Below are 14049 nucleotides of genomic sequence, written 5' to 3' on the forward strand. Positions count from 1 at the left end.
TTTTGTCTCCTCCAGTTTTGCGGCCCAAACCGCGGTTGATCTTTCCGCGGTGGAACTACTCGTCCCAGGCCTGCACGACGGTCTGTCGTGCAATCCGCCCATTCTTCAGCTCCAGCATCGCCGCGCAGAACACTTTCGTTCCGTCCGGATAGGTGCAGGCCTGGGTGAAGGCGAGATTGTCGCCATCGGCGATGGTGGTGTCGACCTTGTGGGTCATCGCCCGGCTGCAGATGTCGTCCCAGAAGGTGCTGATCGCCGCCCGGCCGCGGATCTCGCGCGGCTTGCTCGGCGGATTGTTGCGGTCGATCACCCGCACCAGTGCGTCGTCGGCATAGAAGCTAGCGAGCATCCTGCCGTCCCGTCCTTCGATCGCTTTCTTGATCGCCGCGCCGTCCACGCTCTGCGTCTTGGTCAGCATCTTCTCCTCCATGGCCCGTTGATCGGGCGGTTGAATGATCACAAGCAATGCCCGGCGCACCGCCCGCCATTTTCTTTCACTGCGACTTGGCTTTGACGGCTGCGAACACCCCGTCGGTCTGTTGTTTGAAGGTCGCGAAATCGACCTGGCTGCCGTTGAGCATCGTCGACCAGTGGCGCACGATGGCCGCCATCGCGATCGCCTCCTTGATCTCCTCATCGGTCGCGCCATTGAGCTTGGCGGCCTCGGTGTGGAAATAGATGCAGTACTGGCAGGGGATCTGCGAGGCGACGGCCAGCCCCAGCAGTTCCTTGGTCTTGCCGTCGAGCGCGGTCTTGGGGTTGAGCTGCACACCCTTGATCTCGGCCCAGGCGCCGGCAACCGCGACATCGGGCAGCGTCTTGAACATGTCCGGCACTGAGCCGAGCGTCGCCTCGATGTCCTTGTAGGCGGCGGCCGCCGAGGCATCCTCGGCTCTGGCGGGAGCGATCGTGAACAGCGCGCCAACGCCTGCCGCTATCACCAGCGATTTGATCGACCTGTTTGACTTCAGCATTGCATCCTCCATCCGCAGTGCCTTTCCCGGCGACATCCGCCTGGCCTGCATGGAGAGAATTGGTACGCCTCGACCCCACCTGGCCGCTTCGCCCGAAAGCGCCATGGTCCCTATGGCCCGTCCGGGCCAGCCTGCCTGGCGGAAAATGCCGCTGCCGCCGCCCGTGACGGCAAATCGAGCTTCAGCAATATGTTGGCGACATGACGCTTGACCGTATGCTCGCTGAGCCTCAGCTCGGCGGCGATCGCGGCATTGCTCTTGCCGTCGGCGATCAGGATCACCACCTCGCTTTCGCGCGCCGTCAGTTGAGCCGGCTCGGCGGGTTTCGCCTTGGGGCGGCAGGCCGGCTCCAGGTGCTGTTCCGACGTTGCCTGGACCAGCGCCAGCGGCTCGTCCAGCTCATCCACCGTGACACGCCCGGCATCGATGAAATGCAGGCCGGACCCCGCCGCCAGATCGGCGGCCAGCCGCGACGCCAGAATATCGCCGCGCCCGGCATGGGCGGCGATCTGCATCGTCACCCGTGCCATCAGCCCCACCGGCGGCCCGCGCATTTCGACCTCACCGACATGGGCGCCCTGGGCGCTTGCAATGCCCATATGTTGCGCCGCATCGCGCAGTGCCGCCGCGCAGCGTATGGCCCGCGCCGGCCCGTCGAAGCGCGAGATCATCAATTCGCCATGGATGCCGGCGACGCGTCCGCCATGACGGCCGACCAGCTGCTGCCAGCTCTCCTGGAAGCGCTCGCTACGTTCGCTCCACATGCGGTCGCCAACCCGCGCCGTGTCGTAGATGCGTGTCGCCAGAAGAGCGGCAAGCACGCGCTCCGCTTCGGCCACGGCACGCTCGCCGGTCAGGAATTCCTCGATCAGGTCGGCCACCCGGTCGACATCGCCGGTCCATATCGGGTGGTCGCGCCCGGGGACCTCGACCAATCGCGCATTGGCGATCTCTTTCGCCAGGAAGCGGCTGGCGTCCGGGTCGACCCGCGCGTCGTTGCGGCGATGGATGAGCAGGGTCGGTGCGCCGATCGCCGAAAGCACGCCGCGCACATCGATTCCGGCATTCATCCGGGCAAGGGCTGCCGCTGCCGTCGGACTGGCCGACAGCCGCTCGAAGCGGGCCCACCACTGGGTGAAATGCGCATCATCTACCCGGCCGGGAGCGAAGTTGGGCAGTGTGGCGCCCGTGCCCCATTCCGTGCCGGCCGTCGCGATGAAGGCCTCGAGGCGCTCCGGCGACATCACCCATTTGTGGAAATGCGCATAACCGCCATAGAGCGCCAGCGCTCGTGTCCGTTCCGGATAGGTGGCGGCAAACAACATTGCCATCGGCGCGCCTTCCGAAGCGCCGAGCAAGGCCGCGCGGCCGCTGCCGGTGGCATCCATCACCGCGCGCACATCGTCCATGCGGGTTTCGAGGCTGGGCAGGTGGCGTGGGTCGACGCGGTCGGACAGGCCGGTGCCGCGCTTGTCGAACAGGATCAGCCGCGAGAACGCCGAGAGCCGTTTCAAGAGCCTGGCGTAGCCCTCGTCTTCCCAATGCAGGTCGAGATTGGAGATGAAGCCGGGCACGAAAACCAGGTCGAACGATCCCTGGCCGACCACCTGATAGGCGATCCGCACGTCGCCGCTGAGGGCATATCGCGTCTCGATCGGCCTCACGTTGCTATCCCGTCCGGCCAGACGATTTCTGATCGCCGACCATAGCAGACGCCCGGCGGATGCGGCAGCCAAACTTTAGAAGACAGGAATATAGCCCGCGGCGAACCGTGTTCGCCCGCCATTTCTGGGGGAGGCTATTTCTGGGGAGCGGCGCTCTCTGCACCCGTGGGTTGGACGTAGCCGATGCTCACATCGGCCTGCTCCTCGGTCTTCGGCCGCTTGATCCTGGCCGAGGCCACGACGACGAGTTCGTCAAAACCTTCGCCGCCGCTGTCCAGCATCTCGAAGAACTGCCGGCGCATCCTGGGCTCCCAGAACTTGTTGATGTGCTCGGCCACGCCCGCCACACCTTCCTCGCGGGGCCTTGAATGGAAGAAGGCGGCGATCTGGTTGGCCATGCGCACCAGCTTTTCCCCGGTGCTCGTGATGTGTTCTTCGTCATGCGACATGCTGGGCAACTCCCAAGACCACCCGTTCCGGGTGGGTGAAAACATCGAAATCGTCGCCGCGCACCAGCGCCACCAGCGTCATGCCGGCCTCTTCGGCGGTGCGGATGGCAAGGGCTGTCGGCGCCGACACGGCGATGATGAAGGCGGAGCCGATCGCCGCCGTTTTCTGCACCATCTCCACTGAGACGCGTGATGTCACCACCACCGCGCCCGATGCACCGTCAATGCCGGCCTTGGCCAGCGCGCCGGCCAGTTTGTCCAGCGCATTGTGGCGGCCGACATCCTCGCGCGCCATGACTATGCCCTTGCCGGGGATGTAGAAGCCCGCTGCATGAACTGCACCGGTTTCCGAATGCAGCGGCTGCACCTTCGACAAAAGCTTGACCGAGCGAACGATGTCGTCAGCTTCAAGCGTAAGCTTGGACGCACCAACCTTGTCGACCGAGCGCATCGCTTCCTCGATCGATTCGATGCCGCATAGCCCACAGCCGACCGGACCGGCCAATCGCCTGCGTCGCGCCTCGAAGCGCGTATTGGCCTGGTCCTTCAACCGGATCTGGATATCGATCCCGGCGCCATGGTCCTCGACCTCGATCGCCTCTATCTCGTCAGGCAACGCGATGATGCCTTCGGTCAGCGAGAAGCCGAGCGCAAAATCCTCGAAATCGGCGGGGCTCGCCATCATCACCGCATGTGTGGTGCCGGCAAACGAGAACGCCACCGGCGTCTCCTCCGGCACCATGCGGTTGGCCGCCGCAGTGCCGCTGGCGCGGTGGGCAAGGCGAGAGATTTGGGTGGTGGCTTGGCGTTTTCGGGTCACGAGGCGCGCCCCTCTGCCCTGTTCGTCCTTAGCAGTAGCTGTGGAGGCTCGCGCCTTTCCTCTCCCCCGTCGATCGGGGGAGAGGCAAGCGAAGCTTGACGGAGTGGGGGTCGACTGCTCGCCAGATAGGCCGGTTTGCCTGCTCTTTGGGTTGTGCGCGACTTTCGACGGCTGCGTGTTGCGGGGCCGGCTTCCCCCACTCCGTCGCCGCTTCGCGGCGCCACCTCTCCCCCCTCCGGAGGGAGAGGAAAGGCGCCAGGCGGCTTAAGCTCTCCTTCCTGACGGAGTGGGGGTCGACCAACCGTCAAGATTGAAGCTCTCATTGTCGAACGCCGTGGCAAGACTACTCCGCCGCCTGTAGCGGAGCGATGCGACGGCTCTGCTCGGCCTGCTCGTTATAGTCGCGCTGCCAGTCCGAAGGTCCGTTCGACGCGCCGACCTGCACTGCGGTCACCTTGTACTCCGGACAATTGGTCGCCCAGTCGGAGAAGTCGGTGGTGATGACGTTGGCCTGCGTGTCCGGATGGTGGAAGGTGGTGTAGACCACGCCCGGCGCCACCCGGTCGGTGATCAGCGCACGCAGCGTCGTCTCGCCCGAACGGCTGGTCAGCCGCACCCAGTCGCCATCGCGCAGGCCGCGGTTCTCGGCGTCGTGCGGATGGATCTCCAACCGATCTTCCGAGTGCCACATGACGTTTTCGGTGCGCCTTGTCTGTGCACCGACATTGTACTGGCTGAGAATGCGGCCGGTGGTCAGCAGCAACGGGAAACGCGGCCCGGTCCGCTCGTCGGTCGCGACATATTCAGTGCGGATGAACTTGCCCTTGCCACGCACGAAGCCATCCATATGCATGATCGGTGTGCCGAGCGGCGCCTTCTCGTTGCAGGGCCATTGCACGGATCCGACACGGTCGAGCAGCTCGAAGGACACGCCGGCGAAGCTCGGCGTCGTTTTTGCAACCTCGTCCATGATCTCGGAGGGATGCTGATAGTTCCAGTCCAGCCCGATCGCACGGGCAAGCTCCTGTGTCGCTTCCCAGTCGGCATAGCGCGCCTTCGGCTCCAGCACCTTGCGCACCATGTTGATGCGGCGCTCGGCATTGGTGAAGGTGCCGTCCTTTTCCAGGAAGGTCGAGCCCGGCAGGAAGACATGCGCGTAGTTAGCTGTCTCGTTGAGGAACAGGTCGTGCACGACGACGCATTCCATCGCCGCCAGGCCGGCCGCGACATGCTTGGTATCAGGGTCGGATTGCAGGATGTCCTCGCCCTGGATGTAGATGCCCTTGAAGGATCCGTCGACGGCGGCATCCAGCATGTTTGGGATGCGCAGGCCCGGTTCGTCGTCGAGCTTCACCCCCCACAACGTCTCATAGATGTCGCGCACCGCCTCGCCGGAGATGTGGCGGTAGCCCGGCAGTTCATGCGGGAACGAGCCCATGTCGCAGGAACCCTGCACGTTGTTCTGGCCGCGCAGCGGATTCACCCCGACGCCCGGGCGGCCGATATTGCCGGTCGCCATGGCAAGGTTGGCGATAGCCATAACCGTGGTCGAACCCTGGCTGTGTTCGGTCACGCCGAGGCCGTAATAAATCGCGCCATTGCCGCCCTTGGCATAGAGCCGTGCAGCACCTCGGATCAGTTCGGGATCGACGCCGGACAGCTTGCCCACGATTTCGGGGCTGTTTTCCGGCAAGGCGACGAAAGAAGCCCAATCCTGGAACTCCGCCCAGTCGCAGCGATCGCGGATGAAGGCTTCGTCGAAAAGCCCTTCGGTAACGATGACATGCGCCAGCGCCGTCAGCACCGCCACGTTGGTGCCCGGCTTCAGCGGCAGGTGATAGTCGGCCTCGATATGCGCCGACTTGACCATTTCGGTGCGGCGCGGATCGAGCACGATCAGCTTGGCGCCCTGGCGCAGCCGCTTCTTCAGCCGCGAGGCGAACACCGGGTGGGCGGAAGCCGGATTGGCGCCGATGATGACGGCGACATCGGTGAAGTCGACGGAATCGAAATCCTGCGTGCCGGCCGAGGTGCCATAGGTCTGGCCGAGGCCGTAGCCGGTCGGCGAGTGGCAGACGCGGGCGCAGGTGTCGACATTGTTGTTGCGGAAGCCTTGGCGCACCAGCTTCTGCACCAGATAGGTCTCTTCATTCGTGCAGCGCGAGGACGTGATACCGCCGATCGAGGTGCGGCCGTATTGATACTGGATACGGCGGAATTCCTTGGCCGTATGGGCGATGGCCTCTTCCCAACTCACTTCGCGCCAGGGATCGCTGACCTTTTCCCGGATCATAGGCGACAGGATGCGGTCCTTGTGGGTGGCATAGCCATAGGCGAAACGGCCCTTCACGCAGGAGTGGCCGTGGTTCGCCTTGCCGTCCTTGTAGGGCATCATGCGAATGACTTCGTCGTCCTTCACTTCTGCCTTGAACGAGCAGCCGACGCCGCAATAGGCGCAGGTGGTGACAGCGGAACGCTCGGGCATGCCTTTCTCAAGCACGGTCTTTTCACGCAGCGCATCGGTCGGACAGGCCTGCACGCAGGCGCCGCAGGATACGCATTCGGAGGCGATAAAATCCTCGTGCATGCCGGCGACCATGCGCGATTCGAAACCGCGGCCCTCGATCGTCAGCGCGAAGGTGCCTTGCACCTCTTCGCAGGCCCGCACGCAGCGCGAGCACACGATACATTGCGCCGGATCATAGGTGAAATAGGGGTTGGACTCATCGCGGGCGATGTAGTCGACCGCCAGCGAGCCATGGCCGGGCGCGACGCCGTTTTCCTGCTTGACGTGGTTGCGGCCCTCGATGCCGAAGCGGTTCTCGGTCAGGCCGACAGACTTCGCCACAACGTCGAACTCGCTGGCCCCGGTACCGGCCTTCTCGTTCCAGCCGGTCGGGTGGTCGGAGACGTAAAGCTCCATGACACCGCGGCGGATGGCGTCGAGCCGCTCGGATTGCGTGCGCACCACCATGCCTTCGCCGACGGGCGTCGTGCAGGATGCCGGCGTGCCGCCGCGCCCGTCGATCTCGACCAGGCAGACGCGGCAGGAGCCGAACGAGTCCAGCATGTCCGTGGCACAGAGTTTTGGGATCTCGACCCCGCCTTCCATCGCCGCGCGCATGATCGACGTACCCTCCGGCACGCTGATGCTGCGGCCGTCGACGATCAGCGTAACCTGCTTTTGCGCCTTCGATTCCGGGGTTCCGTAATCGAGTTCTTCGATGAGTGTCGGGAAGTCGGCCTTGATATTCATCTGCCAGCACCTATTCAGCAGCCACGCGCGCCGGCGCGGGCTTGAAATCTTCGGGGAAATGGGTGATCGAGCTCATCACCGGATAGGGCGTGAAGCCGCCCAGCGCGCAGAGCGATCCGAACTTCATCGTGTTGCAGAGATCGGTGACCAGTGCCAGGTTCTTCTCCGGCTCGATGCCGGCGGCAAGCCGGTCGATGGTCTCCACCCCGCGTATCGAGCCGATGCGGCAGGGCGTGCACTTGCCGCAGCTTTCGATGGCGCAGAACTCCATGGCAAAGCGCGCCTGCTTCAGCATGTCGGCCGTGTCGTCGAACACGGTGATGCCGGCATGGCCGATCAGTCCGTCGCGCTTCGCGAACTCTTCGTAGTCGAACGGCGTGTCGAACAGGCCGCGCGGGAAATAGGCGCCGAGCGGGCCGCCGACCTGCACCGCCTTCACCGGGCGACCAGTGGCCGTACCGCCGCCGATATCGTCGACGATCTCGCCCAGCGTCATGCCGAACGCCGCCTCGAACAGGCCGCCGAACTTGACGTTGCCGGCGATCTGTATCGGGATCGTGCCGCGCGAGCGGCCCATGCCGAAATCCTTGTAGAAGGCAGCACCCTTGTCCATGATGATGGGCACGGAGGCCAGGCTGATGACGTTGTTGATCACCGTCGGCTTGCCGAACAGACCCTGGATTGCCGGCAGCGGTGGCTTGGCTCGCACCACGCCGCGCTTGCCTTCAAGGCTGTTCAGCAGCGAAGTTTCCTCGCCGCAGACATAGGCGCCGGCGCCGACGCGGATTTCCATGTCGAAGGCGTTGGGCGAACCCAGCACGCTGACGCCGAGCACGCCTGCCTTGCGGGCGACCTCGACAGCCTTGTTCATGACAGCCACCGCATGCGGATATTCCGAGCGGATATAGACGAACCCCTTGGTCGCGCCGGTGGCGATGCCGGCAATCGTCATGCCTTCGATGAGCACGAAGGGGTCGCCCTCCATAATCATGCGGTCGGCAAAGGTGGCGCTGTCGCCCTCGTCGGCATTGCAGACGATGTATTTGCGGTCAGATGTCGTATCGAGCACCGTCTTCCACTTGATGCCGGTCGGGAAGCCGGCGCCGCCTCGGCCGCGCAAGCCCGATTCCGTGACCTGTTTGACGATGTCGAGCGGCGCCATGGCCACCGCGTTCTGCAGGCCCTTGAGCCCGCCCAGTGACTTGTAGGCATCGAGCGATAGCGGGTCGTTGATGCCGCAACGCGCAAAGGTCAGGCGCGTCTGCTTGGCCAGGAACGGGATTTTGTCGGGCGCGCCCAGCCAGCGCTTGTGATGCCCGCCGGTGAGAAAGCCGCTGTCGAACAGGCTCTTGACGTCCGATGGCTTGACCGGCCCGTAAGCGACGCGGCCCTTTTCGGTCGCGACCTCGACCATCGGTTCGAGGAAATAGGCGCCGCGCGAGCCGTTGCGGACGATCTTGGCCTCGACACCCCGTTCGGCCAGTTCCGCACGAACAGCCTTGGCGACTTTTTCGGCGCCGAGCGCCAGCGCGCCGGAGTCACCTGGAATGTAGATGCGCGGGATCATGAGCGTACCTCCGCGACGATCTCTTCGATCTTCTCGTCATCGAGCCGCCCGATCACCTCACCATCCAGCATCGCCGACGGTGAACAGGCGCACAGCCCGAGGCAATAGACAGGCTCAAGCGTAACCGATCCGTCGCGGGTGGTCTCATGGAAATCGATGCCGAGCAACTGCTTGACCTTTGCGGCGATCGCATCCGAACCCATCGACTGGCAGGCTTCCGCCTGGCAAAGCTTGAGCACATGCCGGCCAGCCGGCCGGGCACGGAAATCATGATAGAAGGTCACGACGCCATGCACTTCGGCCCTCGACAGGTTCAGCCCATCGGCGATGACGGGCACGGCGTCCTGCGGCACGTGGCCAAATTCTTCCTGGATCTCGTGCAGGATCGGCAGCAGGGGGCCTTCGAGGCCCTTCAACTCCTGGATGATCGCCGCCGTGCGCGACTGTATCTCGGTACTTGCAGGCTGCATCGTCACGCAGCGCCCTCCCTATCGTAGCGACCGATGCATATAATCGTCCAAAAGCATGAAGCAGTTTTGGAACAACGACATGCCTACGCCGCTTAATCGCTAAGTGCTTAAGAAATCAGAGAAAACCTCTGAAATCAATAAAGCGGTTTCGTTGCACGATAGAAAATTTCTATCGCGCCGATTGACCAGTTATGACTAGCTCAGCGATTGGCGCGGAAATCGTCTGCCAGCGCCATCGCCTCGTCCAGCAGCGCCTGCACCAGCGGCGTGTGCGGTTCGCGCGGCGCGGCGACCAGCCCGACAGTGTGGCTGGCATCCGGTTCGACGATCGGAATGGCCCGGATCGGTTCGGAAAAACCGAATGTTTCCGCCAGGTTGAGCGGCATGATCGACGACCATTTGCCTGTCCGTATGTGGGAGAACAGCACGATCATCGAGTTGGATTCCAGTGTCGGCCGCACCTGCACGCCGGCCTCGGCCAGATGCTGGTCGATGATGCGGCGGTTCTGCATGTCCGGCGTCAACAAGCAGAGCGGCAGCTGGCTGATTTCGGCCCATGTCACTTTGTCGCGATCCGAATAGGGATTTCCGACCGCCGTGATCAGCTGGTAGCGCTCGTCATAGAGCGGCACGCTGGTCACCCGTCCGAGAGGCTCGTTGTCGAGATAGGTGATGCCGGCATCGACGTCGAAATTGCCGAGCAGCGACAACACCTCGATCGAGGTGCGCGACAGGATAGAGAAGGTGACGCCCGGATGCTTCTCGCGAAATGGCGTCGTAAGCCGCGCCACCATGGCGAGGGCGGTTGGGATGGCGGCAATACGGATACGCCCGGACAGGCCATGTCGCGCCGCCCGCATCTCTTCGCGCATGGTCCTGGAATCGCCGACGATGCGACGCGCCCACACCAGCACCTGCTTGCCTTCCGGCGTCAGCCCCTGAAAGCGCGAACCGCGATTGACCAGCATGACGCCGAGCTGGCCCTCCAGCTGCTTGATCCCGGCCGACAAGGTCGGCTGCGTGACGCCGCACGCTTCCGCCGCCCGGCCGAAATGCTCCTCCTTGGCCAGCGCGATGAAGAATTCGAGCTTGTCGATCATCCCATCCGTCCGTTCGTTGCGCGCAAGGTCGGGGAAATTGCCTTTCGCCGCAAGCTCTACCCGCAATTGGCCATGCATCCACATCTTTGGGCCGGCTGGCTGTTTCCCCCGGCCGAACACGGCGCTATGTGGTTGGATGGAATACGAGGAGATCGGACATGCTGGGCTGGTTCCGCAAGCTTTTGCCGCGCGAAGATCGCTTCTTCGACCTATTTGAACGGCATTCCCGCACGGTGGTCGGCGGCGCCGAGGCGCTGGAGCAGCTTCTGCAGGGCAAGGACATCGATCGCTGGTGCCAGAAGATCATCGATCTCGAGGACGAGGCCGATCATATCACGGCCGAAGTCCTGCTGGCGGTGCGGCGTTCCTTCATCACGCCTTTCGATCGCGGCGACATCAAGGACCTGATCCAGTCAATGGATGACGCCATCGACATGATGCACAAGACCGTCAAGACGGTGAAGCTGTTCGAAAAGAAGGAATTCGACCCGCTGATGCAGGAGATGGGCGGCGTCATCGTTGCCGCCTCCAGGCTGGTTGCCGAAGCGATCCCGCTGCTCAGCAAGGTCGGCACGCACACGGTACGCCTCAACGCCATCGCCGAAGAGGTCATGCGCGTCGAAAGCCGCGCCGACGATCTGCATGAGCAGGGATTGAAGGACCTGTTCAAGCGGCATGGCCGCAGCGATCCGATGGCCTACCTGATCGGCTCGGAGATCTACGGCCAGCTGGAGAAGGTGGTCGACCGCTTTGAGGACGTCGCCAACGAGATCAGCGGCATCGTCATCGAGAACGTTTAGGCAATGGAAGCCACCATCGCCTTTCCCGTGCTGATCGGCCTTGTCGCCGTCGCGCTGTTTTTCGATTTTCTCAACGGCCTGCACGATGCGGCGAACTCCATCGCCACCATCGTCTCCACCCGCGTGCTGAGACCACAATATGCGGTCCTGTGGGCGGCTTTCTTCAATTTCATCGCCTTCATGTTCTTCGGCCTTCACGTGGCTGAAACCTTGGGAAAAGGTATCGTCGACGTCAGCATCGTCACGCCGGCGGTGATCTTCTCGGCGCTCGTCGGCGCCATCGTCTGGAACATCGTCACCTGGATTGCCGGCATCCCGTCCAGCAGTTCGCATGCCCTGATCGGCGGGCTCGTCGGCGCCGGCGTTGCAAAGGCTGGGCCCGGCGCCATCGTCTGGACCGGGCTTGGCAAGACGGTCGCCGCAATCGTCGTGTCGCCGGCGACAGGGTTTGTTCTGGCGCTGGTCCTGATCCTGGCCGTTTCCTGGCTGTTCGTGCGCCAGACACCGTTCGCCGTCGACAGCACTTTCCGCGTCATGCAGTTCTTTTCGGCCTCGCTTTATTCGCTAGGGCACGGCGGCAACGACGCCCAGAAAACCATGGGCATCATCGCCGTGCTGCTCTATTCGCAAGGTATGCTCGGCGGGACGTTCTACGTGCCGCTGTGGGTCGTCCTCACCTGTCAGACAGCACTGGCGCTCGGCACTTTGTTCGGCGGCTGGCGCATCGTCCACACGATGGGCTCGAAGATCACCCGGTTGAACCCGATGCAGGGCTTCTGCGCCGAGACCGGCGGCGCCATCACCCTGTTTGCCGCCACCTGGCTTGGCGTCCCCGTGTCGACCACCCATACGATCACCGGGGCCATCATCGGTGTCGGCGCTGCCCGTCGCGTCTCTGCCGTGCGCTGGGGCATTGCCGGCAACATCGTCATCGCCTGGATCGTCACCTTGCCGGCCACGGCTGCAATTTCGGCGCTCACCTACCTTGCGGTTGGCCTGGCAAGGTGAGGCGGACACCGTGGTGCTTGGAGTCGCTGCCAATCTGCACTATCTGAGCCGCAGCCAAACGCCTTAGGGAATAATGCATGTCCGTCACCAAGGAAATCGTCACCGAGCGTCTGAAGACGGTCAACGGGCCGGACTTCACCGGCAACATCGTCGACCTCGGCATGGTTTCGGAGATTTTCATCGCCGATTCGAAAGTGTTTTTCTCGATCACCGTTCCCGCCGCCCGCGCACAGGAGATGGAGCCGCTGCGCGCCGCAGCCGAGCGTGTCGTCAAGGCGATCCCTGGTGTCGCCGGCGCCGTCGTCGCGCTGACGGCGGAGAAGAAGGGCGGCGGCATGGAGGCTCCGGTTGCGTCGCGTCCCGCGCCCAGGCCCGCACCGCCGGCTGCGCCAGCCGCGCCGCGCCCGGCTCCACACTCTCCAGCCCCGCACGCCCCGGCCTCGCAAAGCTCGGGCAAGCGCGGCGTGCCCGGCATCGAGGCGATCATCGCGGTGGCGTCCGGCAAGGGCGGCGTCGGCAAGTCGACCACCGCTGTCAACATCGCGCTTGGCCTCGCCGCCAACGGTTTGCGTGTCGGCGTGCTCGATGCCGATATTTATGGGCCGTCCATGCCCAGGCTGCTCAACATCCATGGCCGGCCGCAGACCGTCGACGGCAAGATCCTGAAACCGATGGAGAATTACGGCCTTAAGGTGATGTCGATGGGCTTCCTCGTCGACGAGGAGACGCCGATGATCTGGCGCGGTCCGATGGTGATGTCGGCGCTGACGCAGATGCTGCGCGAGGTCGAATGGGGCCGCCTCGACGTGCTCGTCGTCGACATGCCGCCCGGCACCGGCGACGCGCAGCTGACTATGGCCCAGCAGGTGCCCCTGGCCGGCGCCGTCATCGTCTCGACGCCGCAGGACCTGGCGCTGATCGACGCCCGCAAGGGATTGAATATGTTCAAGAAGGTCGACGTGCCGCTGCTCGGCATCGTCGAGAACATGAGCTATTTCATAGCACCCGATACCGGCAAGCGCTACGACATCTTTGGCCATGGCGGGGCGCGGCGCGAGGCCGAGCGACTCGGCGTAACCTTCCTCGGCGAAGTGCCGCTGGAAATGGGCATTCGCGAAAGTTCTGATGAAGGCTCGCCCGTGGTGGCGTCGAAGCCCGACGGCCCCGAGGCGAAGATTTACCGCGATATTGCTTCGAAGGTCTGGGACCGGGTCAACGAAGAACGCGGCGCGGCCGAAGCGGCGGTGCCGAACATCGTGTTCGAGTAGCTCGGATATCCCTCCCCCTTGAGGGAGGGTGGCCCGAAGGGCCGGGTGGGGTCCGCGGTGACACGCTCGACGCTATTTCTTTACAAGTAGAGGCAGCTCAACTCAGGTTGAGGCAGTTGAGGCGACCCCACCCGCCTCGCTTCGCGAGGCACCCTCCCCTCAAGGGGGAGGGGAGCCCACCTTCTCGCCAAAGCTTGAAAAGAACTGCCCGGCCAGCTTCTTCGAAGTCGATTCGATCAGCCGGCTGCCGAGTTGGGCGATCTTGCCGCCGACTTCGGCTTTGGCCGCGTATTTGAGGACTGTCCCATCCGGCCCGTCCGCCGTCAGCGTCACGTCGGCGCCACCCTTGGCGAAGCCGGCAATACCGCCCTTGCCCTCGCCCTGGATGGTGTAGGAGTGCGGCGGCTTCAGGTTCTTCAGCGTCACCTCGCCGTTGAATGTCGCCTTGATCGGTCCGATCTTCAGGACCACCGTCGCCGCCATTTCGGTCGGCGATTTCATCTCCAGGTTCTGGCAACCGGGAATGGTCGCCTGCAAAACCTTCGGATCGTTCAGCGCTTCCCACACTTTCTGCAGGGGGGCGGCAATGCGTTCCTCGCCTTCGATCACCAAAGCCATCGACACCTCCCGGACAGACTTCGAAGGCCTAACGCACGGTCTGGTCTGTGTCTAT

13 protein-coding genes are annotated in these 14049 nt (G+C 63.8%); 3 read left to right on the plus strand and 10 right to left on the minus strand.

Annotation, left to right across the window (positions count from 1 at the left end):
* Nucleotides 1–55: 55 nt before the first annotated feature.
* The 9 genes from NKI46_RS12210 to NKI46_RS12250 form a co-directional block, all read right to left on the minus strand.
* Nucleotides 56–418, minus strand: coding sequence for a nuclear transport factor 2 family protein (locus NKI46_RS12210; RefSeq protein WP_352746385.1), 363 nt, complete (start codon nucleotides 416–418; stop codon nucleotides 56–58).
* Nucleotides 419–494: 76 nt separating this feature from the next.
* Complete coding sequence (locus tag NKI46_RS12215) at nucleotides 495–974, minus strand: carboxymuconolactone decarboxylase family protein (RefSeq protein WP_023688798.1); 480 nt, start codon at nucleotides 972–974, stop codon at nucleotides 495–497.
* 110 nt (nucleotides 975–1084) lie between these two features.
* Complete coding sequence (locus tag NKI46_RS12220) at nucleotides 1085–2638, minus strand: alpha/beta fold hydrolase (RefSeq protein ID WP_023673422.1); 1554 nt, start codon at nucleotides 2636–2638, stop codon at nucleotides 1085–1087.
* Nucleotides 2639–2772: 134 nt separating this feature from the next.
* A complete protein-coding gene (locus tag NKI46_RS12225; protein ID WP_023688796.1) occupies nucleotides 2773–3087 on the minus strand; it encodes a formate dehydrogenase subunit delta in 315 nt (104 codons plus the stop codon).
* Nucleotides 3077–3907, minus strand: coding sequence for a formate dehydrogenase accessory sulfurtransferase FdhD (gene fdhD, locus NKI46_RS12230; protein WP_352746387.1), 831 nt, complete (start codon nucleotides 3905–3907; stop codon nucleotides 3077–3079). The genes NKI46_RS12225 and fdhD overlap by 11 nt, the downstream gene beginning before the upstream one ends.
* 343 nt (nucleotides 3908–4250) lie before the next feature.
* On the minus strand, nucleotides 4251–7163 hold the full coding sequence (fdhF, locus tag NKI46_RS12235) for a formate dehydrogenase subunit alpha (protein WP_352746389.1): 2913 nt from the start codon (nucleotides 7161–7163) through the stop codon (nucleotides 4251–4253).
* A 10-nt stretch (nucleotides 7164–7173) separates the two neighbouring features.
* Nucleotides 7174–8730 (minus strand): formate dehydrogenase beta subunit, encoded by a 1557-nt coding sequence (locus NKI46_RS12240; RefSeq protein ID WP_023673426.1) that lies wholly within the window; start codon nucleotides 8728–8730, stop codon nucleotides 7174–7176.
* Nucleotides 8727–9206, minus strand: a complete 480-nt coding sequence (locus tag NKI46_RS12245; RefSeq protein WP_023738147.1) for a formate dehydrogenase subunit gamma — start codon at nucleotides 9204–9206, stop codon at nucleotides 8727–8729. Before NKI46_RS12245 ends, NKI46_RS12240 begins: the two co-directional genes overlap by 4 nt.
* Before the next feature lie 194 nt (nucleotides 9207–9400).
* Nucleotides 9401–10300: a LysR family transcriptional regulator gene (locus NKI46_RS12250; protein WP_023688790.1), complete on the minus strand. Its 900-nt coding sequence runs from the start codon at nucleotides 10298–10300 to the stop codon at nucleotides 9401–9403.
* A gap of 158 nt (nucleotides 10301–10458) precedes the next feature.
* On the opposite strand from NKI46_RS12250, the gene NKI46_RS12255 reads away from it, so the two are divergent.
* From NKI46_RS12255 to NKI46_RS12265, 3 genes are all read left to right on the plus strand, one after another.
* Nucleotides 10459–11100, plus strand: a complete 642-nt coding sequence (locus NKI46_RS12255; protein ID WP_023673429.1) for a DUF47 domain-containing protein — start codon at nucleotides 10459–10461, stop codon at nucleotides 11098–11100.
* Nucleotides 11101–11103: 3 nt separating this feature from the next.
* A complete protein-coding gene (locus NKI46_RS12260; RefSeq protein WP_352746393.1) occupies nucleotides 11104–12108 on the plus strand; it encodes an inorganic phosphate transporter in 1005 nt (334 codons plus the stop codon).
* Between the two features lie 77 nt (nucleotides 12109–12185).
* Nucleotides 12186–13376, plus strand: a complete 1191-nt coding sequence (locus tag NKI46_RS12265; protein WP_352518548.1) for an Mrp/NBP35 family ATP-binding protein — start codon at nucleotides 12186–12188, stop codon at nucleotides 13374–13376.
* A 159-nt stretch (nucleotides 13377–13535) separates the two neighbouring features.
* Here NKI46_RS12265 and NKI46_RS12270 read toward each other — a convergent pair whose 3' ends face one another.
* Nucleotides 13536–13994 (minus strand): SRPBCC family protein, encoded by a 459-nt coding sequence (locus NKI46_RS12270; protein ID WP_352746397.1) that lies wholly within the window; start codon nucleotides 13992–13994, stop codon nucleotides 13536–13538.
* Nucleotides 13995–14049: the final 55 nt, after the last annotated feature.

The organism is Mesorhizobium sp. M0615 (assembly GCF_040320805.1).
GTDB lineage: Bacteria > Pseudomonadota > Alphaproteobacteria > Rhizobiales > Rhizobiaceae > Mesorhizobium.

What these genes read in the sequence shown, in the direction of transcription:
- NKI46_RS12210 (WP_352746385.1), bottom strand. Translation starts at nt 418, where the DNA reads ATGCTGACCAAGACGCAGAGCGTGGACGGCGCGGCGATCAAGAAAGCG.
- NKI46_RS12215 (WP_023688798.1), bottom strand. Translation starts at nt 974, where the DNA reads ATGCTGAAGTCAAACAGGTCGATCAAATCGCTGGTGATAGCGGCAGGC.
- NKI46_RS12225 (WP_023688796.1), bottom strand. Translation starts at nt 3,087, where the DNA reads ATGTCGCATGACGAAGAACACATCACGAGCACCGGGGAAAAGCTGGTG.
- fdhF (WP_352746389.1), bottom strand. Translation starts at nt 7,163, where the DNA reads ATGAATATCAAGGCCGACTTCCCGACACTCATCGAAGAACTCGATTAC.
- NKI46_RS12240 (WP_023673426.1), bottom strand. Translation starts at nt 8,730, where the DNA reads ATGATCCCGCGCATCTACATTCCAGGTGACTCCGGCGCGCTGGCGCTC.
- NKI46_RS12250 (WP_023688790.1), bottom strand. Translation starts at nt 10,300, where the DNA reads ATGATCGACAAGCTCGAATTCTTCATCGCGCTGGCCAAGGAGGAGCAT.
- NKI46_RS12255 (WP_023673429.1), top strand. Translation starts at nt 10,459, where the DNA reads ATGCTGGGCTGGTTCCGCAAGCTTTTGCCGCGCGAAGATCGCTTCTTC.
- NKI46_RS12260 (WP_352746393.1), top strand. Translation starts at nt 11,104, where the DNA reads ATGGAAGCCACCATCGCCTTTCCCGTGCTGATCGGCCTTGTCGCCGTC.
- NKI46_RS12265 (WP_352518548.1), top strand. Translation starts at nt 12,186, where the DNA reads ATGTCCGTCACCAAGGAAATCGTCACCGAGCGTCTGAAGACGGTCAAC.
- NKI46_RS12270 (WP_352746397.1), bottom strand. Translation starts at nt 13,994, where the DNA reads ATGGCTTTGGTGATCGAAGGCGAGGAACGCATTGCCGCCCCCCTGCAG.